The organism is Longimicrobiales bacterium (assembly GCA_028823235.1).
In the GTDB taxonomy this organism is placed as follows: domain Bacteria; phylum Gemmatimonadota; class Gemmatimonadetes; order Longimicrobiales; family Gaopeijiaceae; genus UBA2589.
This window is the reverse complement of sequence record JAPKBW010000005.1, coordinates 156,070-181,675: the sequence shown is the minus strand read 5'-3', so window position 1 is coordinate 181,675 and position 25,606 is coordinate 156,070. Positions and strand designations below refer to the sequence as shown.

24 protein-coding genes are annotated in these 25,606 nt (G+C 61.9%); 12 read left to right on the top strand and 12 right to left on the bottom strand.

Translation table 11 applies throughout. The annotated features are described in order from the left end of the window. Positions 1 to 157 precede the first annotated feature (157 nt). The 3 genes from OSA81_04635 (at position 158) to OSA81_04625 (ending at position 3,721) form a co-directional block, all read left to right on the top strand. A complete protein-coding gene (locus OSA81_04635; protein ID MDE0898283.1) occupies positions 158 to 2,578 on the top strand; it encodes a DUF5916 domain-containing protein in 2,421 nt (806 codons plus the stop codon). A gap of 130 nt (positions 2,579 to 2,708) precedes the next feature. Beyond that, positions 2,709 to 2,924 carry a translation initiation factor IF-1 gene (gene infA / locus OSA81_04630; GenBank protein ID MDE0898282.1) on the top strand — a complete coding sequence of 72 codons (216 nt, stop codon included), beginning with the start codon at positions 2,709 to 2,711 and terminating at the stop codon, positions 2,922 to 2,924. Between the two features lie 512 nt (positions 2,925 to 3,436). Then, positions 3,437 to 3,721 (top strand): HU family DNA-binding protein, encoded by a 285-nt coding sequence (locus OSA81_04625; GenBank protein MDE0898281.1) that lies wholly within the window; start codon positions 3,437 to 3,439, stop codon positions 3,719 to 3,721. Positions 3,722 to 3,858: 137 nt separating this feature from the next. Here the strand turns inward: OSA81_04625 and OSA81_04620 are convergent, their stop codons facing one another. Genes OSA81_04620 through OSA81_04610 form a run of 3 tightly spaced genes read right to left on the bottom strand, consistent with a single transcriptional unit; the run spans position 3,859 to position 6,312 of the window. Then, a complete protein-coding gene (locus OSA81_04620) occupies positions 3,859 to 5,391 on the bottom strand; it encodes a DbpA RNA binding domain-containing protein (GenBank protein ID MDE0898280.1) in 1,533 nt (510 codons plus the stop codon). Between the two features lie 10 nt (positions 5,392 to 5,401). After that, positions 5,402 to 5,704 carry a hypothetical protein gene (locus OSA81_04615; GenBank protein ID MDE0898279.1) on the bottom strand — a complete coding sequence of 101 codons (303 nt, stop codon included), beginning with the start codon at positions 5,702 to 5,704 and terminating at the stop codon, positions 5,402 to 5,404. 32 nt (positions 5,705 to 5,736) lie between these two features. Continuing rightward, positions 5,737 to 6,312, bottom strand: coding sequence for a DsbA family protein (locus OSA81_04610; protein MDE0898278.1), 576 nt, complete (start codon positions 6,310 to 6,312; stop codon positions 5,737 to 5,739). Positions 6,313 to 6,431: 119 nt separating this feature from the next. Here OSA81_04610 and OSA81_04605 point away from each other — a divergent pair, with 119 nt between their 5' ends. Beyond that, positions 6,432 to 7,631: a pyridoxal phosphate-dependent aminotransferase gene (locus OSA81_04605; GenBank protein MDE0898277.1), complete on the top strand. Its 1,200-nt coding sequence runs from the start codon at positions 6,432 to 6,434 to the stop codon at positions 7,629 to 7,631. Between the two features lie 35 nt (positions 7,632 to 7,666). Here the strand turns inward: OSA81_04605 and OSA81_04600 are convergent, their stop codons facing one another. After that, positions 7,667 to 8,161: a low molecular weight phosphotyrosine protein phosphatase gene (locus OSA81_04600; protein ID MDE0898276.1), complete on the bottom strand. Its 495-nt coding sequence runs from the start codon at positions 8,159 to 8,161 to the stop codon at positions 7,667 to 7,669. A gap of 441 nt (positions 8,162 to 8,602) precedes the next feature. Here OSA81_04600 and OSA81_04595 point away from each other — a divergent pair, with 441 nt between their 5' ends. Together OSA81_04595 and OSA81_04590 are read left to right on the top strand one after the other, a co-directional pair. Beyond that, positions 8,603 to 9,862: a DEAD/DEAH box helicase gene (locus OSA81_04595; protein MDE0898275.1), complete on the top strand. Its 1,260-nt coding sequence runs from the start codon at positions 8,603 to 8,605 to the stop codon at positions 9,860 to 9,862. 187 nt (positions 9,863 to 10,049) lie between these two features. Then, positions 10,050 to 10,184 (top strand): hypothetical protein, encoded by a 135-nt coding sequence (locus tag OSA81_04590; protein MDE0898274.1) that lies wholly within the window; start codon positions 10,050 to 10,052, stop codon positions 10,182 to 10,184. A gap of 189 nt (positions 10,185 to 10,373) precedes the next feature. Here OSA81_04590 and OSA81_04585 read toward each other — a convergent pair whose 3' ends face one another. Next, entirely contained in the window at positions 10,374 to 11,327 is a 954-nt protein-coding gene (locus tag OSA81_04585) for an alkaline phosphatase family protein (protein ID MDE0898273.1), read from the bottom strand. A gap of 25 nt (positions 11,328 to 11,352) precedes the next feature. Here OSA81_04585 and OSA81_04580 point away from each other — a divergent pair, with 25 nt between their 5' ends. Further along, positions 11,353 to 11,706 carry a cupin domain-containing protein gene (locus OSA81_04580; GenBank protein MDE0898272.1) on the top strand — a complete coding sequence of 118 codons (354 nt, stop codon included), beginning with the start codon at positions 11,353 to 11,355 and terminating at the stop codon, positions 11,704 to 11,706. 30 nt (positions 11,707 to 11,736) lie between these two features. Here the strand turns inward: OSA81_04580 and OSA81_04575 are convergent, their stop codons facing one another. From OSA81_04575 to OSA81_04565, 3 genes are all read right to left on the bottom strand, one after another. Next, positions 11,737 to 11,934, bottom strand: a complete 198-nt coding sequence (locus OSA81_04575; GenBank protein MDE0898271.1) for a hypothetical protein — start codon at positions 11,932 to 11,934, stop codon at positions 11,737 to 11,739. A gap of 102 nt (positions 11,935 to 12,036) precedes the next feature. Further along, a complete protein-coding gene (locus tag OSA81_04570) occupies positions 12,037 to 12,192 on the bottom strand; it encodes a hypothetical protein (GenBank protein MDE0898270.1) in 156 nt (51 codons plus the stop codon). 58 nt (positions 12,193 to 12,250) lie between these two features. Beyond that, positions 12,251 to 14,173 carry a PQQ-binding-like beta-propeller repeat protein gene (locus OSA81_04565; protein ID MDE0898269.1) on the bottom strand — a complete coding sequence of 641 codons (1,923 nt, stop codon included), beginning with the start codon at positions 14,171 to 14,173 and terminating at the stop codon, positions 12,251 to 12,253. A 96-nt stretch (positions 14,174 to 14,269) separates the two neighbouring features. On the opposite strand from OSA81_04565, the gene OSA81_04560 reads away from it, so the two are divergent. From OSA81_04560 to OSA81_04550, 3 genes are all read left to right on the top strand, one after another. Continuing rightward, positions 14,270 to 17,182 carry a prolyl oligopeptidase family serine peptidase gene (locus OSA81_04560; GenBank protein ID MDE0898268.1) on the top strand — a complete coding sequence of 971 codons (2,913 nt, stop codon included), beginning with the start codon at positions 14,270 to 14,272 and terminating at the stop codon, positions 17,180 to 17,182. A gap of 43 nt (positions 17,183 to 17,225) precedes the next feature. Beyond that, entirely contained in the window at positions 17,226 to 17,741 is a 516-nt protein-coding gene (locus OSA81_04555; GenBank protein MDE0898267.1) for a hypothetical protein, read from the top strand. A 75-nt stretch (positions 17,742 to 17,816) separates the two neighbouring features. Beyond that, positions 17,817 to 18,215 (top strand): hypothetical protein, encoded by a 399-nt coding sequence (locus OSA81_04550; GenBank protein MDE0898266.1) that lies wholly within the window; start codon positions 17,817 to 17,819, stop codon positions 18,213 to 18,215. A 150-nt stretch (positions 18,216 to 18,365) separates the two neighbouring features. Here OSA81_04550 and OSA81_04545 read toward each other — a convergent pair whose 3' ends face one another. The 4 genes from OSA81_04545 to OSA81_04530 form a co-directional block, all read right to left on the bottom strand. After that, entirely contained in the window at positions 18,366 to 19,874 is a 1,509-nt protein-coding gene (locus OSA81_04545; protein ID MDE0898265.1) for an amidase, read from the bottom strand. After that, positions 19,871 to 22,159 (bottom strand): tetratricopeptide repeat protein, encoded by a 2,289-nt coding sequence (locus OSA81_04540; protein MDE0898264.1) that lies wholly within the window; start codon positions 22,157 to 22,159, stop codon positions 19,871 to 19,873. The genes OSA81_04545 and OSA81_04540 overlap by 4 nt, the downstream gene beginning before the upstream one ends. Next, a complete protein-coding gene (locus tag OSA81_04535) occupies positions 22,156 to 22,905 on the bottom strand; it encodes a c-type cytochrome (GenBank protein MDE0898263.1) in 750 nt (249 codons plus the stop codon). Before OSA81_04535 ends, OSA81_04540 begins: the two co-directional genes overlap by 4 nt. A 123-nt stretch (positions 22,906 to 23,028) precedes the next feature. Further along, entirely contained in the window at positions 23,029 to 23,169 is a 141-nt protein-coding gene (locus tag OSA81_04530; GenBank protein ID MDE0898262.1) for a hypothetical protein, read from the bottom strand. Between the two features lie 593 nt (positions 23,170 to 23,762). Between OSA81_04530 and OSA81_04525 the strand changes: the two genes are divergently transcribed. Together OSA81_04525 and OSA81_04520 are read left to right on the top strand one after the other, a co-directional pair. After that, complete coding sequence (locus OSA81_04525) at positions 23,763 to 24,416, top strand: hypothetical protein (GenBank protein MDE0898261.1); 654 nt, start codon at positions 23,763 to 23,765, stop codon at positions 24,414 to 24,416. Next, entirely contained in the window at positions 24,413 to 25,570 is a 1,158-nt protein-coding gene (locus tag OSA81_04520; protein ID MDE0898260.1) for an endonuclease/exonuclease/phosphatase family protein, read from the top strand. The genes OSA81_04525 and OSA81_04520 overlap by 4 nt, the downstream gene beginning before the upstream one ends. Positions 25,571 to 25,606: the final 36 nt, after the last annotated feature.

The window sequence follows — 25,606 nt, the reverse complement described above, 5'->3', positions numbered from 1 at the left end:
AGTCATTTGAGAGTGGCTCTCAGCACGGAAGATGTACGGCGTGTCATTTCTCAGCCGACACTATACAACAGGCTTGGGCTGCAGACTTGTCTCGCCCAGATGATTTAGGTCGATATCACAAGCTTATGAAAGACGCACCACTAACAAGATGATATAGATGATCCAGTCCTTTTTTCAGGTGGCCGTCGCGGCCGCCATACTCACATCGGGCGGAGATGACCCTGCTCGGCCACGTGGCCCCGTCGCGGGCACCGAGCCCGAGCCGACCGCGGCCGCACGCTATACCGGGGCCGCCGCACAGATCGAAGTAGCGACGCCCTCAGTCGAATCTGCCGACATCGACATTGACGGCCGACTCGATGACGTGTCTTGGGAGCAGGCTGCTCTCCTGGACGGCTTCACCCAGTACGATCCCATCGAAGGGTCCGCGGCCTCACAGCGCACCGAGGTGCTGGTGTTGGTTGATTCGGACGCGATCTACTTCGCTGTCCGGGCCTACGACGAGAATCCGAGCGAGATTCGGGCCACATTGTCGGAGCGCGATTCGTTCACGTTTTCTGATGACTATATCCGCTTCGTGCTCGACACTTTCGACGATCAGCGGCGTGCCTATGTCTTCACGGTGAACCCGCTCGGCGTTCAGCACGACGGCCTCTGGAACGAAAGTGGCGGTGGGACTGGCCGTCGCGGCCACGGCAGTTTCGGGTCGCCGATCGACCAGAACCCCGACTTCCTCTGGGATTCCGGCGCGCACCTGACGGAGTGGGGCTACGAGGCGGAGATAAGGATCCCGTTCAAGAGCCTTCGTTTTCCGGAGCTGGACGAGCAGGTCTGGGGACTTCAGGTCGAGCGCAACATCCAGCGGAACGGTTACAAGAGCTCTTGGGCGCCCATCACCGGAGACGTGGCGAACAAGCTCACGCAGGCTGGCAAGCTGACGGGGCTTCGTAACTTGGACATGGGCCTGTTCATGGAGATCAATCCGTTCCTGACAGGCTCGAGGGGCGGCAAGATCGACGAGCTCGGCGACTTCAATCATCAGGACCCCGAAGGTGAGTTCGGCTTCAACGCCACATATGGCCTGACCTCCAACCTCACGCTCGATGCGACCTACAACCCTGACTTCAGCCAGATCGAGGCCGATGCCGGGCAGGTGCAGGTCAACGAACGCTTCGCTCTGTTTTATCCAGAGAAGCGTCCCTTCTTTCTCGAAGGGACAGAGATATTCGGGATGCCCAAGCAGCTGGTTTACACCCGGACGGTAGAGAACCCGATCGCCGGCGGAAAACTGACAGGGAAAGTGGGCGGTCTGAACATGGGCTACCTCGGCGCCATTGATGAGACTTTCTCTGCCGATGGACCGGACGTCTATGTGAACCTCGTGCGCGCGCGGGCCGACATTGGAGCGTCGTCTACCATGGGTGCCGTTTACACCGACCGCACGATTTCGTCGGCCGATTTCAATCGTGTCGGTGGTGCGGACGCTCGGATTCAACTTGGCGGGCGCTACACGTTCACGTTGATGGGCGCGCAGAGTTTTACCAACAACGAGAATCTGGCCGAGCGGTCTGAGGGTCGGATGGGTTCGTTCCGATTCGAGCGTGCGGGTCGGACGTTCTCGATGAACGCGGAACTTGAGGACACGCAACCGCTGTTTGACCCGGGCAGTGGTTTCTTTCAGCGCATTGGAACGACGCAGGCGAATGGGCGCGCATCGTACACGTGGTTCGGCGGTCGCGGCGCGTTCCTGGAGCAAATCAATCCCACGCTTGAAGTGAAGAGCTACTGGGACCACGACCGATTCTGGGACGGGCAGGGCATGGGGGAGGGGGAGATCCAGCTCAACAGCCGCTTCAGTTTCAAGGACAACATCACCGTCTGGGCAAACTACAAGCTGAAGATGTTCGAATTCCAGCCGGAGCAGTACGAGGGAATGTTCGTCGGGAATCCGGACGGATCGTTCGATGCATTCCGGCCTGGTCAAGACAATTTTGGTCAGCTGAAGAGCGTCACGACGGGCCTTTGGATCAACAAATGGGAACGCGTCCGCGGGAACGCTATGCTGACCTGGAGCGACACGCCGATTTTTGATCGCAGGTACGGCGTCGCTGTGGAGATCGCAAAATCGATGTCCAGCCGAGTGAGTATGAATCTCTACCCGACGAGCGCGTTGCTTGCTGAGATCGGAGTGACGTACAGCCGGCTTAATCGTGAGCAGGACGGCGTCGAGCATTCCGAGGCCATCATCCCGCGGATCCGGACTCAGTATCAGTTCTCCCGAGCACTCTTCCTGCGCGGGATCTTTGAGTACGGCTCTCAGGTGAGCACAGACCTCAGAGACCCGGAGACAGGCCTCCCGCTCTACGGTTGCTTCGAGGGGCGCTGCGTGGCTCGCTCCGGCTCAGAGGGTCATGACTTCCGGGTTGAGGGACTCATTGGTTATGAGCCGTCCCCAGGGACCGTCTTCTTTTTCGGGTACACACGCAAGATGCAGGACGCGACCGCGTTCGGCTTCGAGGATGTCCAGGCGACACAGGACGGACTTTTCGTGAAGCTGAGCTATCGGTTCCGTTTGTAGACATCCGTGGCCTTGAGTTGGGATTTCTTTCCCGGTGGGGGTGTTCTTTGCTCGTTGCCCTAGCCGGAGCGTCAGTGTAAGGTATGCGGCCCCTTCAGGGCCTTCACGATTCAACGGAAGTCGACACGTAGTGGCGAAAGACGCGATCGAAATCGAAGGGACCATTACCGAGGTTCTCCCCAATGCGACGTTCCGCGTAACCCTCGAGAATGACCACAAGGTTCTGGCCTATCTGTCGGGCAAGATGAGGCAGAACTATATCCGGGTGCTCGCGGGCGACCGGGTGAAGATCGAGATGTCCCCGTACGACCTATCGCGTGGTCGCGTGACGTACCGCTACAAGTAGTACCGAAACCCGGGCTCGCTGCGCTCCGCAGGACGATTCAGGAAGCACAACGTCTTTTGGGGAACCCCATGAAGTCGTTCTTCAAAGTCTCAGCCGTCGGTTTGTCCGGCCTCATGCTGACCGTGTAGCTCGCCTTGGTCTGTACGGTCGGGTTTTTCGTCTGGTCGACGTGACCGTCGAGGAGTAGCAACCCTCCTCCGATACGGCGACTCCCGCCCGGTCGAGCTCGGCGCTCGTGTTGAATTTCTCTGTTCGAGGTCGAATCATTGCGAATGTGTCGCAATGGGCAGAAAAACTAGGCCTTATGCGGTTTTTGGCACCCTCTTCCCTTGACGGCCGCTCGCGGCTCCTGTACCGTACCTTGGTACAGGAGCCATGGGTTCGGAAACACTTGATCCCATGCGGATTTTCGAGTGTTTGACCCTCTCTTTCGAGAGGCTTTCCGGACCTGCAAATCAGAGCGGCTCCGGCCGCACACTCTTCACTCTGTTTCTAACGTAGGGAGCCGCCAAATGAACAAGTCCGACCTCGTAGATGCCCTCGCCGACGCCACGGGTATGACCAAAGCTGACGCCGCTCGTGCAGTTGATGCCATGTTCGCTCCGGCTGATGGGATCATCTCCGCAGCCCTCAAAAACAAGCAGCGCGTTCAGATCACTGGCTTCGGCACCTTTGAGTCGAAGCACCGGAAGGCTCGTCAGGGCCGTAACCCGCGCACGGGCGAGACGATTCAGATCTCGGCCACGAACACGCCGGCGTTCCGGGCTGGTAAGGGTCTGAAAGACGCGATCCAGTAGTTCTTGCCCGATCGGGGTGTGAGAGCCTGATGTCAGGCTAGTGAGGGTGCACGTTGTACTGCCCTTGCTGACCGAGAAAAAAGAGACCGTGTCGCGAAAGCGACACGGTCTCTTTTTTTGGACGGTCTGCCCGGCGGTCAGTTACGAGACTTGGGATGCCGTGCTGGTGTCTTCCGGGGCCGGTCGAAGTCAACGCGGGCCGAACGCCCTTTGATCGACGTCCCGTTGAGTGCCTGGATCACATTCCGGGCGACCGCGTCGTGAACTTCGACGACCGAGTGGCTCTCCTTGATGTCGATGCGCCCGACCGCAGCGCCATCGATTCCGGCTTCGCCGGTAATCGCTCCGAGCAGGTCGCCTTTCTCGAGACCATCGCGTTCACCCACGGTGATGAAGAGCTTCGCCCAGGAGGGCGTCCCGGTTGCTTGTGCCGCAGCACGGTGTGGCTGAGCTGGCGATGCCGGAGCTGCGGGCGCTGTCTTCTTCCTGAGCAGCGCGAGGGCCGCTGCCGCGATCTCGGCCGCATCGTAGCGGGCCAGTAGAGGCTCGAGCGCCACCAAGTAGGGGGTGATGTCCTCCGTCTCCATAGCGCGATCGATCGACTCACGCAGCTGAGCGACACTGTCGTTCGGCCCGGACTTCGGTGGAAACGGGACTGTCTCATAGCCGGTGCGTCGCCCGAGTCGTTTGAGATGCGCAACTTCTCGCGGAAGCAGCACCACGACGTTGTCGGCGCCCATCGAATGACGGCGATCCAATGTGTCGTCATCAGCGGGGCAGTCGCAGCTCACGACAACCACACCTTCGACATCCTTAGCCTGGGCACGGGCCTCGAGCGCGTCCACGCCCAGCCAGACCGGCACAGACTCGTCACCCGGTGCCCCTGCGGTAAATCCGTGCAGCGTGAGGTAATCGCCGATATCAGCCGCTCGGTCCTCTGTCCGGCAGTAGACCAGCGCGTGCCGGGCTCCGTCACCCAGAAGCGATTCGATGACATTCAGGGCAGCCGCTTCACGCGGCTCAGGTGTGATCCGAAAGCGAACGGTGCCCCGGCTTGCGGTGACCTCGTTCATTGTCGACGGAATTGTCACCGTTCGTTTGAAAGCCCGATCCACCAGATCAGCAACTGCCGGCGTTATGGGCAAGGCAGACAGTACACGCTGTGTACCCTCGGGCAGGTAATCGAAGACCTGCTCAACCCCCGGAAGACGCCCGACTGACTCGAGGAGCTGTGCCTGATCGACAACAACTGCATCAACGAGTGCGAGCGATAGATTGTTCTCGGCCACGACTTGCAGGATGCTCGTGGGCGTCCCAAAGACGATGTCGGCCTTCTCGGGCCGCACCCAGGCTCCGCCAAGGGCCGCCACACGGTGGTCGGTACCGACCGTCAGGCGAGCCATGGCCTCGGCCAACTGATCGGCGGCTTCGTCCGTTGAATTTAGAACCAAGACCCGGGGGCCCTCACCGGCCGCCTCGATCCGCTCAATCAGACCAGTCGCCCATCCGACGAGGAGACCACTGCCTGGGCCCGCCTCCAGGACGAGGTTGTTGCCTTTCCGAATGATCGGAATGGCATCTCTCTGGAGGGGGGTAGGGGTTTCGATGCCTTCGGCAGCGAGTGCCTCGGCTAGCTCGGGTGCGACGCCGAGGTCTTCAAAGTTTTCCACGTTGTTCTCTTCAGCTCGGCGCGCCTGAGCCGGGACCACCTGCGTCTCCGGGCTCGTACGGCAGCTGATTAAGGAATCGCTGCACTTCGTAATCGAGCCTCGACGTACGCAGTCGGTCGGTGTTCGCAACTACATCTGTGTAGGGGCCGTGGCGATGCGCAGATACTGTGACGGTGCCCTCGGCGCCGTTGTACGTAGCGCTGTGCGAGGACTCCTTCGAACGGCTCAATCCGAGCATGTCAGGGAGAAATCCCTGTGCTCTCTCCAGAATTTCCTGGGGCGAGAATGCCGTCTTGCGTTGGTAACCGGCCATGATTCGTTGCGATGGGTGTCGGGGGATGAAGATCAGATGCTGAGAAAGGTGCGGAGGACAGCGGCGTTGTGGAAGCCCGTGAGCCGGGCGTCGCCTAACTCCAGGACCGGCACTTGGGTGATCCCACGCTGCATCGCCTCGGCCTGTCTCTGGATAACCTCGGCCTGGAATCGGTCCACATCGAGGACCGCCTTGGCCTCGGTGGGGTCGAGTCCCGTCGCCCGGGCGAGCTCCACGAGCACGTCGACGCGTCCGATGTCGAGCCCCTCCATGAAGTATCCCTCGAAGATCGAACGCCGCAGCTGGGGCCCTGAGCCTGACCTCTCGGCGTGCAAGACCAGTTCGTGTGCCTTCCTTGTCCACGGCACTAGCGGGGGCGGATTGAGCGTGATCTCCAGTTCCGCCGCGATCGCGTGGGCTTCCGACCAGAGGTCATCCAGGGCCGGGTCGTCTCGGCTGACCATCACGGTCGGCGGCGGCCGTGTCTCGAAGCCGGACCAAACGATCGTAGCAGGTGTGAGCGCTTCGTCTGCTTCGATCAACTGCGATACGAACCACGAGCGCGGGTCGACGAAGTCGAAATGCAGGTGAGGAATTGGTGTGTTCATGGGGGGCGGAAGGTGATCGGTGCCTGTAGCTCGGTCCAGTGGCGGCGTGCGTCTGCGCTTTCATGCGGAATGGGCTACCGCCATATTCACCCCCCTGCAGAATTTAGGCCGAGGTACCGATGCAGTTCAGCTCCAACGTCGAAAAGCTCAAGCCATCCGCCACGATCGCAGTCAGTACTCTCGCGAAGAAGCTGGCCGCAGAAGGTCGGGACATCATCAATTTGAGTGCGGGCGAACCGGACTTCGACACCCCTGCGTTCATTTCGGAGGCTGCCATCGACGGAATCCGAGCGGGAAAAACAAGATACACGCCGCCTGCCGGAATCCAGGATCTACGGAAAGCCATTGGCAGTCATCTCTCAAAACGGGCGAATCGTGAGATGTCGTGGGAGGGCGTCGTCGTCACTGCGGGAGCGAAGCAGTGCCTTTTCAACGCAATCTTTACGCTGTTCGGCCCCGGCGATGAAGTGCTGATCGCCGCGCCCTACTGGACCACCTATCCAGACCTCGTCACAATCGCCCGTGCTGAGCCGAAGGCCGTCTTCGGCGAAGAGTCGAGGGACTTCAAGATTACGCCAGCCGAACTCGATGCGGCGGTCACAGACGCTACTCGAGGCCTGGTGATCAACAGCCCAAGCAATCCCACGGGTGCCATCTACTCCACGGCCGAACTGCAGGCGATCGCGGAGTGGTGCAGAGACCGCCGTGTGTGGCTCTTGAGCGATGAGATCTATCGAAACATTTACCACGATGGCGACGGTGCCGCGCCGGGGATTCTCGATCTCCCCGAGGGAAGTCTCGGGCCATTCGTTCTCATCGATGGAGCATCGAAGAGCTATGCGATGACTGGTTGGCGCATCGGGTATTCGTGGACGGATCCGGAGGTCGCCAAGAAGTTCACCGCGCTTCAGAGTCAGATCACTTCGAATGCAGCGACGCCCTCACAGGTCGCGGCGCTGGCGGCCTACTCCGACGAGGACTCGGCCAATGCCTCCCTCGACGAGATGGGTGCCGCCTTTCGTCGACGCCGGGACCTCGTAGTAGCACGACTTAAGGACCTTCTCCCCGGTGTCGCCTATGTCGAGCCGGGTGGAGCGTTCTATCTTTACTTCCGCGTCGACGGATTTTTCGATGGGGAGGTCCAGAGCGCCACGGCGTGGTGCTCCGATCTCCTTGAGCAACAGGGGGTCGCCCTGGTTCCGGGTGCCGCTTTCGGTGACGACCGGTGGGTTCGACTCAGCTTTGCGACCTCAGACGAAATTCTTGAAGAGGGATTCGGACGAATCGGGGCGATGGTCGGTGTCGACTCGACCGCCTGACAAATTCGGTGGCCGTTGGACGACCACGTGGACAACTACGCCGCGCGCAGTTCCTCGAGTAGTACCTGACAGGAGCGCCGGACCATCTCGTAGACGTTTTCGAATCCACTGGCACCACCGTAGTACGGGTCCGGCACTTCTTCCCCGTCACCGTCCGAGTCGTAGGCCCGCAGTAGTTTGATCCGGGCTTCGGATCCTGCAGCGTCAGCCATACGCTCGATGTTGCGCAGGTTCTCATGATCCATTGCAATCACGACGTCGAAGCGCTGCATGTCTTCCGGCGTCAGTTGTCGAGCGCGCGTGGTGAGCTCGACGCCATGCTGACTGGCGACCATGCTGGCTCTGGCGTCGGGTAGCTCGCCTAGGTGCCAGGATCCGGTGCCGGCCGAGTCGACGTCGAAGCGCTCCGAGAGTCCGGCCTCATCGACGAGATGATGAAAGATCCCCTCGGCGAGAGGCGATCGGCAGATGTTGCCGAGGCAGACGAAAAGAACCGACGTGCGAGGGGAGTCGGAATTGTTCGTGTCCATCGTCCGAGTGCCAGATTGGTTGGGCGCTCACTTGAGCCGCGCGGGTGTTTGGTTCACTCGGCGGCCAATTTGTTTGAGCATCACCCCCTTCGCAAGGAATTTCCCTCCGGGACATGGTGGGGCAGGTGACTGTCTTCTTCCGGTGGGCCTGAACAACATCCTCAAAGAGGGTCGCCAGTTTCCATTTTCTCGCTCGTGAATTGGGATAAGAGATAGGTTGACCTAAGCCGACATCCCTCTGAGTCAGTTGTTCCACGCGGCCACTGTCCGGGCTTCACTTTTGCATGCGTGGGCCGGGCATTGTTCGCTTTCTCGGAGGTGTCTCCGGGGCGCGGCCACCGTTTTGTCTGGGACGCGCACTTGAAGCTCGTTAGCTTTCCCCCGTTCCTGCTTCGCCCTCGATTTCGTAACGGTCGGAGCTCTCGTTGGAAGGATAGCTTCGTGCCGGATACAAAACGCTTTTCTGATCTTGGGCTATCACCCGAACGCCTGGCTGCCGTCGAGGCGCTTGGCTGGGAAGTCCCCACTCCTATTCAGGCCCAGGGAATTCCTGCCGGACTGACCGGATCCGACGTCGTCGGCATCGCTCAGACCGGGACCGGGAAGACCGCGGCCTTCATGATTCCAGCTCTGGAACGGATCAACATCGGAGGAGGCCTGCAGGTACTCGTGCTCTGTCCGACCCGTGAGTTGGCTCAGCAGGTCTCGGATGACACCGTGGAGCTTTCTAAGGGCACGAGCATTCGCTCTGAGGCGATCTTCGGGGGCGTCAGCTACACCCATCAAATCAAAGCTCTCGAGCAGGGCTACGAGGTGATTGTCGCTACCCCTGGGCGCTTCATCGACCACATGCAGTCGAAGCGTGTTGACCTGAGCAAGGTGAACTACCTCGTACTCGACGAGGCTGATCGGATGCTCGACATGGGCTTCCGGCCTCAGATTGAGGATGTCTTTCGAGGCATGCCGAAGAAGCGTCAGACGATGCTCTTCAGCGCGACGATGCCAAACGGCGTTCACGACCTCGCTTTGCGCCTGACGAACGAAGCCCTCTGGATCGAGGCGACGCCTCCGGGCACGACCGCAGACGGCATCGACGAGCGCTTCTACTCGGTGAAGCCCGACAAGAAGAACGATCTGCTTCGCAGTCTTATCAAGGAGCCGGGATGGGATCATGTGTTGATCTTCACGAGGACGAAGGCCGGCGCCGACGTCCTGGAAGGGATGCTCAGCCGCGAAGGCATCAAGGTCGATGCGATGCACTCCAACAAGCACATGAAGGCTCGGACGCGTGCCCTGGAGCGGTTCGCCCAGGGTGAAGTTCGCGTGCTGGTCGCCACCGACGTCGCCCAGCGCGGGCTCGACGTCGATGGAATTACCCATGTCGTGAACTACGATGTCCCGCTTGATCCGGAAGACTACGTTCACCGCATCGGACGAACCGGTCGCGCAGGCGCGACTGGAACAGCGATCACATTTGTCACCGCTGGCGATCTGGGGGCGATCAAGAGTCTGGAGCACCGCCTCGGTCGCGGTGTGGACAAGATCCACCTCGACGAGTTCGATTATGCGGGCGCACCTCCCACTGAGGGCAAGTCGAAGTTCAAGGGCCCCAAGAAGCGTATCGCTGGAGGCATGGGCGCCAAGTCTGCCTTGGACCTCACACCGGAAGAACTGGCCGCACTGCTAACCCCAGGTTCCTGACTTGAGCAGCAGAGTCTTCCGCCGCTACGGTTCGGCATATCAGAGCGTCAGCTTTGAATCCTAAGGCAATGCACTCAACGAAGTCGGCTTTCGTCAAACCCGTGAGACGTCCATTCCGGTCGATGACTTCGAGAGTGAATATGACTTGATCTAGACCGTCAAGTTGACCTAGGAGGCTGAAGGCGCTGTGCAGTCGGAGACCGACCAACTCCTGCTCGACCGTCTCCTTGAGAAGGCGCAGGTGGCAGTTGAGAGCCTCCCTGCTGATGGCATTGCCATCGTCGAAAATGAGGGTGCCGGGATCAGCCAAAGTCACGCCTGAAAATCAGTAACTCGATCGTCCAAGGCGAGAATAAATGCACTTCAATTATTACATCGATCCACCGCCTCGAATCTCGCGGTATCGGCTGAAGGGCTGACACGGGAATCGATCTTGGGGTGAATCAGGAAGTGTGGGGAAGCTCCTACGCCGCCCCCATCGTTTCGCTCGACAAACGGACTGGCTCCCGGGTCAGCGCACTCCTACTGGATTCCCGTCGAGACCCCAGGTTGGGTCGATGGCGATGCCGAGGTGGTCCAGTGCGGTCACTGCGACGTCGACGATGAACGTTTCCTCGGAGGGGGTTCCGATCGCAGTTCCAGGGCCACTGGCCAGGATGAAGGTCGTCATTTCCACTGGCGAGTCACCGCCGTGGTCACCGTCGCTGGTGCGCCCGTGATCGGTACTGATCAGAATCAGCCAGTTCTCTGCCCTGAAGCTCGGCCGCGAACGGACGGCCGCGACGAGTGCCCCGACGTGCTGATCGGAAAGGGCTATCGCTGCACGATACTCTGATCCGATCGAGCCCGTTTCATGACTGGTTTCATCGGGATTCCCGAGGTAGACGAACATCGCGTCAGGGTCCGCCTCGTTGAGATGACGCACCGCAAGCGATGTGGCCTCTGCATCCCCCTCGGCCCAGCCCAGATCATAGCCGTCCAGTGGAAACCTCACGTCGATCTCGTGTGAGAGCGTGGGATTGCCACCTTCGATTTCCAAGAGTGGAATCCAGTCGCCCGCGGCGAACGTGGCCATATTCGGGTTGTCCTGCTCAATGCGAGTTAGGAAATCTGGATACTCCCCGTAACTCCGGCCCGTGAAATCGTTGCTTGTCACTCCATGTTTCTCCGGCCAGACGCCCGTCAGCATGGAGGACCACGCCGGGCCGCTCACGGACGGCGTCGTGGTTCGGGTCCGGGCCGTGAAGGATCCGACCGCGGCGAGCGCGTCTATGTTCGGGGTGAGCACCTCGGCGAGGACGTCAGCGCGGACACCGTCGATGCCGATGAGCAGAACCTTGGGCGTACGCTGTTCTACTGGAATGAGTGACGGTTCCGCGTCGTTCGACTGACAGCCGCCGATGACGAACAGGGCCGTGAGTTGCGCACCGAGCAGACTTTTGCTCCTGTTCTTGCTACGTCTCATGTGTGATTCCCGGAGGTTTTCAGCGATGTCGGTACGACATGTCGATACTTTGCCCGCCGAAGAAGTGAAGGCTGGCAAGGACACGAAGATTCAAATCCTCATCGGTCCCGATCAGGGCCCGAATTTCGCACTCCGGCGCTTCATCATGGAGCCCGGTGGAGGCATGCCGCTTCATACGAACAAGGTCGAGCACGAACAGTACGTGTTGAGTGGTAGTGCTAAGGTGCAGATCGGTGACGATGTCCACCACGTGAAGGCGGGTGACGTGGTGTATATCCCCGGCGGGGTGCAGCACAACTACGAGGCTGAGGAGAACGGGTTCTCGTTCCTGTGTGTGGTGCCCAATCAGCCCGACGCGATCGAGCTCGTCGACTGCTGAGGCCGACCGTCGGCCGAGTGGAGTAGTCGGCTAGGCGAATTCCATTCCGCCGCCGGAGGCTTCAGGAGCCAGGAGTGCCGTATCAGCTGAGCAAAGCAAGGCCAGGGAGCTCTGAATTTCGTCGGAGTACACAGCTAGGACGAAGCAGATATTGCCCGGAGCGAGGTCCATCAGCGCAGCCTCGATACGATCGGCCCTGTAGGTTTGTCCCAAGTACCAGGACGACATAGCGGCCCCCGCCCGATGTGAGAGACGAGGTCAGAGTCTCGGGTCGTGGAATTCAATCGCTTGCCCCATCGCTCGGATCTCAGGCGTCGACGCACGTTCCTCTTATTCGGCCGACACCAGCAGGACCGTGAACGAAAACCCAGGGTTCCTGGCAAGGAACAGGTAGTTGTACACCAGATCGAAGCGTAGTCGATTTGCCAGCCCCGTCTGCGCGTCGGTCAGCGCAGGATGCGAACGAGCGTGGTCGATGCCTGGCATTATATGCTCCATCGTAACGCAGTTTGGGGGCCGTTTTAGACCCTGGCACCTACTCAGTTCAGTCTGATGGAAGCGCCAGCGCGATCAGTTCGGCCGGCTCGCCGCCGCCTCCGACCGAAATCACGATGTACTGCCGGCCTTCGTGCATGTAGGTCATGGGCAGGCCGATCTGTGCGTTGGGAAGCTCGATTTCGGCGATCGTGGCTCCGGTTGCCTTGTCGAGTGCACGGAACGTGGGCGCCCCGGAAGCCCCTTCACCTGAGAGCAGCAGCGTCCGGGTCACCAGCACGCTGGCCCGTGAGACCTTTCCAGTCCGGGGTACCAGCGACTCATCGATGCCGAGACTCTCGGCTACTCCCTCCGGGGTGTCGCCGTTGGGGACCATCCATGCCATATCCCCTGACGAAAGGTCGAGAGCGGTGATCCGGCCCCAGGGCGGCTTTACGATCGGTACGCCGCGCGCGATCGAGGCGCGCGCGAAACCGAAGATGTAATCCATGTCCGATTGATCCCCGCCAGGGATCAACTGGAGAATCGAAGCGTTCGTCTGGGAGCCGACGTACAGCATTCCCGTCTCGGGATCGAGCGCCCCGCCCTCCCAGTTGGCGCCGCCGATCGTGCTAGGCAGGGACAGTGTCCCCATGGTTCCGTCCGGCGCGTCAATTATGGACGGCGGCGAAAATATCGGACCCATTCGATAATCCGCGACCGCTTCCAGCGCCCGTGCCTTGATCTCCGGCGTGAAGTCGATCAGATCGTCCTCGGTGAAGCCCTGACGCTCAAACGGCGGTGGCTTCGTAGGAAAGGGCTGGGTGGGTGATGTCCATTCACCCGGCGCGTCCGTCTGCGGGACCTCACGCTCCTCGATCGGCCATACGGGCTCGCCCGTGAGGCGGTCGAACACATACGTGAAGCCTTGCTTGGTGAGCTGAGCGACGATCTTCCGTGGCACGCCGTCGATGTCGATGTCGGCCAAGATCGGGAAAGTCGGGTTGTCCCAGTCCCAGATGTCGTGATGGATGATCTGGTAGTGCCAGATCTTCTTGCCGGTCCTGGAGTCGATGCAGAGCAGCGACGTCGAGAACAGGTTGTTCCCGGGCCGGTGTCCCCCGTAGTAGTCGCCTGTCGCTGCCTCGGTCGGGACGTAGACGTAGCCGGTCTCGGCATCATAAGAGATGGGTGGCCAGGACGCTGCGTTGCCAGTGTAGCTCGCAGACTCGTTCAGCCAGGTGTCGTGGCCTTCCTCTCCTGGCTCCGGGATCGTCTTGAATGTCCACAGGAGGTCTCCGGTGCGGGCGTCGAAGCCTCGGATATCCCCGGGAGTGTTCACACGCGACGGCGGACGGAGGCCGACGTGGTGAGCCGATCCGACGACGATGACATTACCGACGACGGTGGGAGGTGAGCTTGAGCCGATCGTCCCGACCAGTGGAATTCCATCGCGGGACCGGTGGTTCTCCATGAGATCGAGCGTTCCGCCATCCCCGAATTCTTCGACCGGATATCCGGTGTCGGCGTCGAGGGCCACCATGTGGTATCCCGGCGTAACCGAGAGGATGCGGTCGTCCCCAGCCCCGTCAGACCAGTAGCTCACTCCACGACCAGGGTTCGGTCTCGGTGCCCTGGCCAGGCGCTCGCCTTCGTTCATGCTCCAGGTCCAGAGCGTCTCTCCTGTCCCAGGATCAATCGCAACTACGGCTCGACGCATGCCGGCTGTCGCGTACATCACCCCGTCCACCACTAGCGGCGTCGTCGACGACCGGACGAACGGGTTCGGCCCGAAGTTCCGTGCGCTCCAGCGCCAGGCGATCTCGAGGGTGCCCGCGTTCTCTGCGTCGATCTGATCGAGAGGTGCGTACCGCGTGTGCCCGGCATCGCCCCCGTACACTGCCCACTCCCCGCGCTCAGTACCTGACTGAGCGGCTGCTGATGCCGCGAGGGCGAACATGCAGGAGAGGAGGAGGGTTGAGGATCGTATCATCGTCGAGGTAGCCGTCATCGGTTTCATAAGGGAGGTGCAGAGCGGCGGATAACGTGGTCTGGACGAAGTCCTGTCGCCAGTTGCATGAAGGGTGAGATGCCCACGGGTTCCGTTGCCGGGGCCGTGGACGGCAGGTACCGTAGGCTTCGGATTCCCGACATCGAAACTGGCTTCGCTATGAAGATCATCCCTGCCTTTCTGCGACTTCTTCCGCTGCTTCTGATCGCCGGCCCGCTCGCAGCTCAGGAGCCCCGTGTGCTTGAGCACACGGACTACGATCTCTGGAATCGCATCCAGAATGATTTGATGTCGGCCGATGGGTCATGGCTTGCCTACCGGCTGGTGCCGGGGGGCGGAGACGCCTCCCTCGTGATTCAGAGCCTCGCCGGTGACCGAAGCGTGACGGTGGAGCGTGGCGCCTCTCCCCGCTTTACTTCGGATTCCCGCTATCTCGTCTCGCTCGTCGCACCGATGGAAGGTGCGGTCGATGCTGCTCGTGAGGATGGACAGGGTGGGGACGACCTGCCCGGGGACTCTCTCGCCATCGTCGACCTGTCCAACTTTTCTGTGACCCGTGTCGCGGACGTGCAGTCTTTCAGAATGCCAGAGGAGGATGCCGACTGGTTCGCGTATCTGCGCAAGTCCGCCGGTGACGATGTCTCGGACGATGCCGCCGACTCGGACGACGAAGCGGCAGAGGATGACGATGAGGATTCGGCGCCTCGCCTGGATGACGGTGCCACGTTGGTCGTCCGTACGTTCGAATCCGGATCGGAGCGCCGCTTCGACCACGTCGTCGACTACCAGTTCGCCTCGGGTGGCTCGGCGATGTTCTACACGGCTTCAGGCCTCGATGGGAGCGCGGATGGTGTGTTCCGCATAGGGACGACTGAATCCGCAGATGCCGTAGCGTTCGGAGAGGGCCGCTACGTGCAGCTTGCTGTCTCCGACGAAGGTGAAGCTGCGTTTCTGACAGATCGGGATGACCGGACGAACGAAGCTCCTGCGTTCGCGCTGTATGTCGCGGAGGATGGCGCGGCGACGGCTCGGGTAGCGCCGGGTGGATCGGGTTTGACTGCGGGATGGGCCCCGAGCGAGAACGGTGACATCTCTTTTTCGGACTCGGGAAATCGAGTGTTTTTCGGGACCGCCATCGCCCCGCGCCCCGACGCCGAAAACGAGACGCCAGAGGGGGATCGAGTTGAGGTAGACATCTGGAACTGGAAGGACCCGCTGCTTCAGCCAATGCAGCTGGTCCAGGCTGAGCGAGAGCGGGAGCGCACCTACCAAGCGATGCTCGACCTGGAGAGTGGCCGGACGCTGCAGCTGGCGACCCCGGACATGCCGGACGTCGAGGTTGGCTCCGACGGAGACGGAGATGTGGCGCTGGGGTCGAGTGATGTGCCCTATCGGCAGTTGATCTCGTGGGACGGCTTCTATTCGGATCTCTACCTAGTCGATGTGACAGACGGCTCCCGTCGACTCGCGGCTGAGATGATCCGCGGGGATGGCACCCTTTCGCCGTCCGAGCGCTATGTGACACGGTGGGACGGATTCGAGAAAGCGTGGTTCGGGGTCGACGTCGAGACCGGTGAGACGATCAATCTCACGGGCGACATGGCCGTGCCTTTCCACGACCTGCTCGATGACCATCCTGATGCGCTGCGTTCGTACGGGTCCGCCGGCTGGACTGCGGATGATGAAGCGTTCGTGGTGTACGATCAGTTCGACATCTGGGCCATCGACCCAACGGGTGGAGACGCACCGCGTAACCTCACCGAAGGCGTTGGCCGGGCCACGGATACCCGTTTCCGGTACCTCGATCTGGATCGGGATGACCCTGTGGTGCCTGCGGACGACGACGTGATGCTCTCCTCCTTCCACCTGTACACGAAGGACGCCGGCATCTACACCGACCGATTCGAGGGGAGCGATGCCCCCGAGGCGATGATAGAGGCTGGTGCACGGTTTGCCGGAGTGCGAAGGGCGGAGGACGCGGACATCGTGACGTTCACGCGCTCGACCTTTGAGGAATTCCCAGACATCTGGGTGACCAACTCCGCGCTCGAGGACCCCCGGAAGGTGACGGACGCGAACCCGCAGCAATCAGAGTACCGTTGGGGGAGTGCGGCGATCGTGGAATGGACGTCGAGCGACGGGGCTCCGCTGCAAGGAATTCTTTACAAGCCAGACGGGTTCGACCCCACTGAGAAGTACCCGATGATGGTGTACTTCTACGAGAGGTCCTCGGACGGCCTGCACCAGTACTTCGTTCCCGCCGCCGGAAGCTCTTCGATCGACCGTAGCTTCTATGTGAGCCGTGGCTACCTGCTGTTCGTGCCCGACATCCCCTACAAGATCGGGTACCCCGGCGAGAGTTCTGTTGATGCTGTAGTGCCCGGCGTTCTCGGTCTGGTCGACCGAGGCTTCGTCGACCGCGACAAGATTGGTGTCCAAGGGCATTCGTGGGGCGGCTATCAGATCTCGTACATGGTTACTCGAACAGACCTCTTCGCGGCCGCTGAGGCGGGTGCTCCCGTAGTGAATATGGTCAGCGCCTACGGCGGTATCCGCTGGCAGACGGGAATGAGCCGGGCGTTTCAGTACGAGCGAACGCAGAGTCGAATTGGTGGATCCCTCTGGGACACTCCTCTTCGCTACATCGAGAACTCGCCGATCTTCACGGCTGACAAGATCAGCACCCCGCTCCTGATGATGCACAACGACGCCGACGGGGCCGTGCCGTGGTACCAGGGCATCGAGTTCTTCGTGGCGCTGCGCCGGCTGGCCCAGCCGGTCTGGATGCTCAACTACAATGGCGAGGCACACGGGCTGCGACAGGAGCACAATCAGCGAGACTGGGCGGTACGCATGCAGCAGTTCTTCGACCATTACCTCATGGATGCACCGGCGCCGGTGTGGATGGATGAGGGCGTACCGGCCATCCTCAAGGGAGAGACACTGGGCCTCAAGTTGACGAGCAAGAAAGTGATCTCTGAGCAGGGGTAGGATTTAAGGCAACCAGAAGAGTGCGCCGGCAGCGTGGACAGTGATGACGACGCGGAAACCACGGTCCTCAAGGCGGCGGCTCGGTGGCGTCGCGGTGGGTGTTGGGCTGGTGCTTGCCGTGGTCATGGGTCCTCGGGTGCGCTTCGAGGTTGAGTGGCGAGAAGCCTCCCCTACGGACGATCTGGATCGCTGGATTGCGAGCGAAGAAGGTGGTATCCCCGAGATTCGAACCGGGGACGCGAGAGGAAGCGTCTGGCACGACACGGAGTCTCGCGCACGCACACCGATCTCTATCGTATACCTGCACAGCTTCTCCGCTGACCGACACGAGATCGAGCCAGTGGTATCGGATCTGGCCTCGACATTCGTTGCGAACGTCCATTTCACGAGACTGATGGGGCACGGACGGCCCGGCCCGGCGATGGCCGAGGCGACCGTTGAGGGCTGGTTGTCTGATGCCGCGGAGGCTGTCGGCGTCGGTGGCAGGATTGGGAGAGACCGTGGTACTCATCGGGACCTCCACAGGGGGCACGCTCGCCATGTGGGCCGCTACCCGTGAGGAAGCACAGGATCGACTCGGCGCCGTCGTTATGCTGTCGCCGAACTACCAGCCAGCGACAGTCAGGCGCGGATCATGTTGCTATCCTGGCGAGCGCTCGTCGCTCGGCTCGTAGCTGGTACGGAGCGGTGCTCCACCGCTGAGAACGGTGAGCAGGCGTGTCACTGGACTACGTGTTATCCGATCTCTGCAATCGCAACCATGATGGGACTCGTCGAGTTCGTGCGCCCTCTCGACGTCTCGGGGATCACCACCCCGACCCTAGTGGTTTACTCGACGGATGATCAGGTCGTGGACCCGACGGAGACGGCGCGAGTCGTCGAGCGGATGCCGCCTGCCATTGTAACGCAGCTCACCGACCTGCTAAGCGAGGACCCGTCGGGGCATGTGCCTGCGGGTGACATACTCTCTCCTGCCTCGAATGATGCCGTGCATGGCGTTATTGCAGACTTTCTGCGAGCGATCCTGACTTAAGAGGATGTCGGTGTCCGCTGAGGGTGCTGCGCCGGCCAGGCATGACCAACTCTTCACTCAGTTGGTCGAGCTCGGCCCGCCTTGAACTCGGATCGCCACGTTTCTGTGCTGGTGTCGAGCCCGATCGGGTTCCGCGCGAACTGATAGCGGCTACGTTGCGCCGGCCGGTTCTCTCGCGATCGGGGGGAGCCTGTCGAACCACGGTCGCGCCTCTTCGAGTTGGGCGGCCAGCCGGAAGAGGACATCTTCGCGACCGAAACGGCCTACGAAGTGCACACCTACAGGAAGGCCGGCGCTGTTCCAGAAGAGCGGAACGGACATTGCGGGGTGTCCGGTCACATTGTAGATGGGCGTCCACGGAATGAAGTCGAGCGCACTCTGGGCCGCCTTCTCGATAAGTCCCGCCGCCTTCATGAGGCGGCCCGACCCAAATAGTCCGAGGAAACGGAGTTGCGCCTGCTCGGCCGCGGTCGACCCGATCGTGCCGATGGGTGGTGGAGGCTTGGAGAGCGTGGGAGTGAGGATGATGTCGTAGTCCTCGAAGAAGGTGCCGACCTGTCGACCGAGGAGTTCCAGACCTCGCAGCGCTCCGGCGAATTCTTGTGCGGACAGAGCTTCCGAGATCAACCCGAGCGCGCGCGTGCTCGGTTCAAGGTCGCCACGGCCGGGCGGTCGGCCGACGAAGCGTTCGGCATCACGGAGATCCGCTCCGAGTTCCCCCGCGACCACGGTCAGAAAGTTCTGGGAGAATTCTTGACCATTGATCGGGACGTCGTCCTCGACAACGTCGTGCCCGAGCTCCTCAAGGAGTCGGGCAGCGTCCTCGACCGCGGCGATGCAGTCCGGGTGTACGTCGGTTGGTACGCACGGGGTCGTCGTCCAGGCGACCTTGAGCCGGCCGGCCGGAGCACCGACCTCTTCCGTGTAGGCGCGGGTGGGAGGCGCAATCTCAAACGCTGAGCCAACGTCCGGCCCCTCCGTCGCGTCCAGCATTGCGGCCGAATCGCGCACCGACCGCGTGAGGACATGCTCGATGGTTGCTCCTCGCCACAACTGACCCCGATTCGGGCCGGTCGGGGTGCGTCCTCGGGTCGGCTTCAGGCCAAAAAGGCCGCAGCAGGACGCGGGAATACGAATGGAGCCGCCGCCGTCGCCTCCCCCCGCCATAGGCACGATGCCCGTAGCGACTGCTGCACCGGCCCCACCGCTTGACCCACCCGGAGACAGATCTCTGTCCCAAGGATTCCGACATGGTCCGAAGAGGGCTGACTCGGTAACCGGCAGCAGTCCCCACTCGGGCGTGTTCGTCTTCCCCACCACGGAGACTCCGGTGGATTTCACTCGGCTGGCGAGTTCGCTGTCCCAGCCGACGACCGTGTTGGCCAGGTAGCGCGACCCGGATGAGGTCGGATGCCCGGCGTACATGCTGCCCAGGTCCTTCGCGAGAAACGGCACGCCGGTGAAGGGTCCAGACAGGGGGTTCGCTGCGCTCCGACGGGCGTCATCCGTCATCAGTCGGACCACGGCATTGAGCCTCGGATTGAAGGCTTCGATGCGCGCCAGAGCTATCTCGACCAGTTCGTCGGCCTTTAGGTCACCGGCCTGGACGCGCCTGGCGAGCGCTGTCGCGTCGTGCTGGAGGTACTCGTCGTGGTTCATTCGCCGAGCGCGCGTTCGAGGTCGGCGAGCATCTGGCGTGAACTTTGATGGTCTGGCAAGAACTCGACGGCCCGTCGGGCATGTCTGAGCGCGTCCTCGAATCGTTCCAGACGAATGTAAGTGCGGCCCAGCTCGAAGTGCGCGAGCCCGAGTCCCGGATCGGCGTCGACGGCCCGTGCGTAAGCGATTGCTGCCTCCTCGTGGCGCTGAGCCCTCTGATGCGCGTTGCCGAGGTTGAAGTGGGCGAGTGGCTCATGCGGGTTGAGCTGAAGCGCCGACTCGTAAGAGGTCCGGGCGGCTTCGGGGTCACCATTTCCAGCCTGGGCGATACCCAGATTCACCCACGCGAGGGGCTGATCAGGGTCTGCGACCAAGCTCTGCCCGATCGCCTGGATCGCCAGCGGCCATGAGCCCGATCGATTGTGTAGCTGTCCTAGGGCGTGAAGCACCCGGGGGTCATTGGGACTCAGTTCCAGCGCTTTTCGGTATGCGATGGCACCCGTCGCGTAGTCCGCGTCGTCCCGCGCGCGGTCGCCCAGGAATCCAAGCGCCAGGATCCAGCGTCCACGGAGCGGACCGTCTGTGGCCGCGCTGGACAGGGCCTCCACCAGGCGGGCACGGACCGCCGGATCGTCACCGCGGGTCCAGTGAAGGGCCGCGAGTGCGAGCGACTGAACGTCCAGGTCTTCGCTTGCCGTCAGAGCGAGCAAGCCTTGTTCGACGTTCTCCGGCATTGCTGCGACGTCCGCCTGCAGGTAGGCCGTCAGCAGTCGACTTAACGCCTGGAACTGAATGAACGGATCGTTTTCCTCCGGGTGCAGGAGCAGATCTGCTGCCTCGGAGACGTTCCTGGCCCGGAACTCGGTCGCAATTCCGGTTACGAGTGGGCGATGAGGCTTTAGCTCACCCCACCACGTCCGCATCTGAGACTGAAGCTGCCGCGGAGTCTGGTCGGTGTGGCACTGGACGCATGCCCCCTCGAGACCGATGTCTCCGTCGAAGACTGGGCGCGGTATCGCGATCGTGTGGTCCGAACGTGCGAACTCAATGCCGGCACCGACCTCCGAATGCTGCAGATAGGGCATGTGACATGAGACACACTGAGATCCATCCGATTCAGCAGGGTGGAAGGTGTGCTCCTCGACGTCGAGCATCTTGCTAACATGGCATGACGTGCATTGCCCGTCGTCAAGCGGATCTGCCAGCGGCCTGCGGTCGATGTCCCAATACCCCTGAGCGTGTGGCTCGTGGCAGCTCGCACAGTCCATCGGGCCGAGCAGGTAACACGCGCTGGCGAGATGATTCGCCTGATACGCGAAGCTCCGAACTCGACCGTCGGGAGCGTAGGGCTGGTCGCCCAGAACTGGATACTTGAGCGCGTAGAAGGCCTCGAGGGATTCGCCCGGCAGGTAGCCTTCCTGGAGGACATCCTTGAGAGCGTGGCATTGGAAGCAGACCGACAGCGACTCGTCTTTGTCCCGATATACGAGGCTCTCGATACCCATGTCACCGTCCGCAGAAATGACGCCGGAGCTCGCGAGATCGACGTGACGCTGAGCTGGCCCGTGACACGATTCGCAGTTGACCTGAAGGGTCGTGTACTGGGTTGTATATCCGGATCCTGGATCGAGCTCGGTCAGGACCTGACTGCCGTGGCACTCCTGGCAGTTCGCGAACCGATCGATGGTGCCGATCGGGCGCACAGGCGGCCAGTCGCCACAGTCGGCGAGGCGCATGTCGGAGGTTATGGGTTCCCAGCCCTGATCGGTTCTTGAGCCGGTGTTGCAGAACCACTCTGATGAGGCACCCGACCAGTCCCACGGCAGGAAACGCTCGGTCCCATCGGTTCGGCCGGTGATAAAGCCCTGTGTGCCGCCTCCGATCATATGTGCCCCACCGATCACCCCGCTGACTTCGAACGTCGACTCTTCAAAGCCCCCCTGCTGCACCACGAACTCATACGTGCCACCGCGAACTTGAGGTGTAACCGTCGCGTCAGCGAACTGGATGGAGCGGCCGGTGAATGGAGCGACGACGATGTCGGGTCCAGGAACGCCGCCGGCCTGTCCGTGCGTCGATGTTGCCCACGCATCGTACTGATCGGAGTGGCAGCTGGCACATGCCTCCGCGCCTGCAAAGTCGCCTATTGATACGGTACGCGCTGGCGCGGCAGTGGGTGCAGGGAAGTCGAGGAAAGCGGTTGTCGCAGTGTTGGAATCGTTGGCATCGCACGCGGCGAGTGTGAGGCCAAGCACGAGGGCCGCGTTGCGAAGTCGCCTGCTCATGAGCCGCCAGCCCAGGCGGGCTGAGCGCATCCGCACAACTTGCGGATGTACCCTACGAGGGCACGGATCTGGCCTGGCTCGAGCATCGCCCCGAAGGCGGGCATGCGCGCACTTTTGTCGAGTACATATCCACCGCGATAGATGGCGTCGAACAGGGTGTCGTCTGGACGGCGCCCCATGAGTGTGGGGTCGTCATGGGTGGTCGGAGAGATTGGCAGCGCAGGAGCGTTCCAGCCGTCCCCGCCTCCCTGATCACCATGACAGGCCGCGCAGTGTCGTGCGTAGAGTGCGCTACCATCCAGGCGGTCCGAGGGGGCGAGAAGCGGGGGAGCCTCAGGCGTCGGTCCGGGTGTGGATGTGTTCGGCTCCAGCGACAGGAGGAAATGGGCCAGGCGCTCCGCTTCCATGCGAGGCATCGCCTGATGAGGCATCGTCGTGGCCGGCCCGAGACCCAAAGGATCCTGTATGACTCTCAGCACATAAGCGAAGTCCGACCGAGCGGACAATCCGTCGAGAGATGGCCCGATACGGCCGCCAGCACCATCGATCTGATGACACCCGAGGCAGGCCACCCGGCTTTCAAGCATTCGCTCCACTCGGGCGGTCTCGAGCGATGATAGGCTCTGCTCGCCAGTCGCCTGCCCGGCAACAACAGGCGCCCTCCCCGGAAGTGAGTGCCCGGCCATGCCGACGGCGATCGCGAGCACGACTCGGGAGGCCCGAAGGTTTGGCAGGGAAGGAATCATGGCCGAAGCGTCTGGCGACCGCGTGGACGTGTCAACCCGAAAACGACTGTGCGCCCCGAGCCATGTCCGGAGTGCACAGCTTTTGGTACGAGGGCTGCCACGGCGTTCAGGGTCTGCAGGGTGCTACCCAGCGACCACCGAGTGTGCCACGAGCATGGTGTCCTTCGGGTCCATGCACTGGGCGACCAAGTCGCCGCCCAGGACCTCCATCGGACCGTTCATGACCTGCGCGTCGAGCTCTTTCAGCGTGCTCGCGAACAGCACCGTGTTGCGTCATTCCGAGCGCCATGCTCTCCCCGATCGGAAAGGCCCAGGAGAGTCCGAACCTGCTCACTCTTTTGGTCGCGTCCCTCGAGTAGCTGGCGGTGGCATCTTCGGTACCTCCGCCCATGGCTGGCCGCTCGACCACTCCTTGCACGGTCACCGTTGTGTCAAACTGCTGGCGAAGGAGGAGCGAGTACGTGAGCTGGTGGTCACCGAGCTCGTCCAAGCGAAGGCTCCCGATCAGGACACTACCGAGTAGCGACGCCCGTGCCCCGAACTGCTCCGCCCAGTAGTGACTGTCCTGGGCATGAGCTCCGGCAGCGAACGGCATCAGGGGGCAGACCCCGAGCAGCCCCGTCAAGAAATGCCTGGTCACCGCGGTTCTACGATTCCTGGGAACGGTGCATAGGCGCGATCAACTCGTCGGTATTGAGGACCAGATGCTGAGATCAATGGCACAGCGGCTGTGGCGCGGAAACGTTCGTTGGTCCTCAGTGGGCCCGGAGTCGTATGTTACCTCTTCCCCGGCCACTACTTGTGAGGCGCTCAGCGAACTGTCCCGTCGGGGCCGTGCCCGTGAATCCGCCCTAAGCATGAATGCATCTGTGAACATGATCCGCTGCCCTGCCGTCGTGCTGGCACTTTTTGTGTTGGGAGCATCGGTGCTTCGACTCGACCACGTTGCGGGGCAAAGTTTCGAGGGGAGCACGGGGAGTACTGCGGGTGGGTTGTTGCTTGGTGCGTACTCGGGATCCGTACTCGGCCTCCTAGGCACGATGATTCCGTGTAACCAGACGCTGCAGGGAGGTAAATGTGCAGCTTCTGGGGCCAGCGCAGGTGGCGCAGTCGCGCTCGCCATGGGTGGCCTCGTTGGAGCCCAGAATCCGACGGACCTGAACGGCAGGCTCACGAGCGCTGGCATTGGGACTCTGGTCGGGGCGGCGGTAGGTGCCGGACTGCGGTACGGCGTGAGAAAGTACGACTGGACTGACGTGGCGGCTGTGGCGGCGATCGGCGGAGCCGTGGGCGCGGCGCCGCGCGGGTCCGGCATCGGGGCTGGCATCGGACTGGCCACTGGCGGGGCATACTGGCTCGTCATGCCCAACGGAGGGTTGGATGACTTCGTGATGTTCACGCTGGCCGGTCTCGCGGTGGGAGGGATTTATGACTGGGCCCTTGGGGCTGCTAATGCGAACCGGCTGATGGAAGCGACATTTTCGCCCGCGTTTTCGATCCCAATTCGATGAATAGAGTCATCCACCGAGCCCCGGCCTGCGAGTCGTTCATTCTGGCTCTCGCGGTTCTGGCGGGCTCCGCGTGCAGCATGAGTCCTGAGATGGAAAGGGCAGCTCCAGCGACCCCTGCCTGCCCGGGGGAGAGTCTCGGGAGTGCGGTGGAGGCACCGGATACGACGCAGTTGCAGTGGTACCGAGCGGCAAACGAACGGGACGTGTCGCTGGCGTCACAGCGGTGTGCCACGGTCGGCGAGCCGGTGATTCAGCTCACCCCGGCCTCGACGTTTTCATCTTGGGAGCCGAACCAAGGGCTGGAGATCATCAGCTGGAATATGAATATCGGCGGAAAAAATCTGTACCGCATGCTCCGTGCGGAGTTCGGACTCGACTGCTCTGCTGCCAGTCCGTCTGTTCGGAGCGGCCGCCCACCGTTCGTCGTACTGCTCCAAGAGGTCTGGCGTTCTTCGGCAAGTCTGCGCCAGGTCGAGGGTAGTTCCGTCGTTCCGAGGGTGATCGATCCCGAACGGAAGACTGAGCCAACCCCTGACATCGACATCGTTGTGGCAGCCAAGGCCTGCGGTCTAGCCCTAGTCTATGTGCCCTCCGTCCAGAACGGTGTGGATGACAGCGACCGCCCGGACGAGGACAAGGGAAACGCAATCCTGTCGACTCTTCCGCTGTCCACACCGATCGCAATGGATCTTCCGCTCGAGGGCGGTCGCAAGGTGGCAGTCGCCGCAACGGTATATGGCCCGGGCGGCCAGCGGGTTCGCGTGATGTCGGCTCAGCTCGATGTCGTCTCCACACTCGTTCGTACGCTCCTGAGCGGGAATCAGACGCGCGCGCGCCAGACGAACGGCCTGATCGACGCCATCGACCGGGCGGAGGACGACGGTCCCCTGACCGCCGTCAACCTGATCGGCGGGGACTTCAATACGTGGACGAGCACCGAGTCCTCACTCAAGCTGATGCGTCAGGCGTTCCCGGAGTCCCCGGAGTGGGACGGCCTTGATACTCGAGGCGGCTTCCCGCCGGACCACATCTTCTTCCGCCGAAAGTCGTTCACGATGTACTCCGTGGACGGCTACCGCCGACTCGAGGATTCATATGGATCTGATCACACAGGGCGCGGCGTGACGCTGCGCTATACGGCGCCCGCCGGCTGAGATCCGTTCGCCATGGGCAAGTAATGGAGGTTCCCG

Coding starts and splice junctions, on each gene's coding strand:
- OSA81_04635 (MDE0898283.1), top strand. CDS start 158: ATGATCCAGTCCTTTTTTCAGGTGGCCGTCGCGGCCGCCATACTCACA.
- OSA81_04625 (MDE0898281.1), top strand. CDS start 3,437: ATGAACAAGTCCGACCTCGTAGATGCCCTCGCCGACGCCACGGGTATG.
- OSA81_04615 (MDE0898279.1), bottom strand. CDS start 5,704: ATGGCCGGTTACCAACGCAAGACGGCATTCTCGCCCCAGGAAATTCTG.
- OSA81_04610 (MDE0898278.1), bottom strand. CDS start 6,312: ATGAACACACCAATTCCTCACCTGCATTTCGACTTCGTCGACCCGCGC.
- OSA81_04605 (MDE0898277.1), top strand. CDS start 6,432: ATGCAGTTCAGCTCCAACGTCGAAAAGCTCAAGCCATCCGCCACGATC.
- OSA81_04600 (MDE0898276.1), bottom strand. CDS start 8,161: ATGGACACGAACAATTCCGACTCCCCTCGCACGTCGGTTCTTTTCGTC.
- OSA81_04585 (MDE0898273.1), bottom strand. CDS start 11,327: ATGAGACGTAGCAAGAACAGGAGCAAAAGTCTGCTCGGTGCGCAACTC.
- OSA81_04580 (MDE0898272.1), top strand. CDS start 11,353: ATGTCGGTACGACATGTCGATACTTTGCCCGCCGAAGAAGTGAAGGCT.
- OSA81_04575 (MDE0898271.1), bottom strand. CDS start 11,934: ATGTCGTCCTGGTACTTGGGACAAACCTACAGGGCCGATCGTATCGAG.
- OSA81_04570 (MDE0898270.1), bottom strand. CDS start 12,192: ATGCCAGGCATCGACCACGCTCGTTCGCATCCTGCGCTGACCGACGCG.
- OSA81_04565 (MDE0898269.1), bottom strand. CDS start 14,173: ATGATACGATCCTCAACCCTCCTCCTCTCCTGCATGTTCGCCCTCGCG.
- OSA81_04560 (MDE0898268.1), top strand. CDS start 14,270: ATGCCCACGGGTTCCGTTGCCGGGGCCGTGGACGGCAGGTACCGTAGG.
- OSA81_04555 (MDE0898267.1), top strand. CDS start 17,226: ATGACGACGCGGAAACCACGGTCCTCAAGGCGGCGGCTCGGTGGCGTC.
- OSA81_04550 (MDE0898266.1), top strand. CDS start 17,817: ATGTTGCTATCCTGGCGAGCGCTCGTCGCTCGGCTCGTAGCTGGTACG.
- OSA81_04545 (MDE0898265.1), bottom strand. CDS start 19,874: ATGAACCACGACGAGTACCTCCAGCACGACGCGACAGCGCTCGCCAGG.
- OSA81_04540 (MDE0898264.1), bottom strand. CDS start 22,159: ATGAGCAGGCGACTTCGCAACGCGGCCCTCGTGCTTGGCCTCACACTC.
- OSA81_04535 (MDE0898263.1), bottom strand. CDS start 22,905: ATGATTCCTTCCCTGCCAAACCTTCGGGCCTCCCGAGTCGTGCTCGCG.
- OSA81_04525 (MDE0898261.1), top strand. CDS start 23,763: ATGAATGCATCTGTGAACATGATCCGCTGCCCTGCCGTCGTGCTGGCA.
- OSA81_04520 (MDE0898260.1), top strand. CDS start 24,413: ATGAATAGAGTCATCCACCGAGCCCCGGCCTGCGAGTCGTTCATTCTG.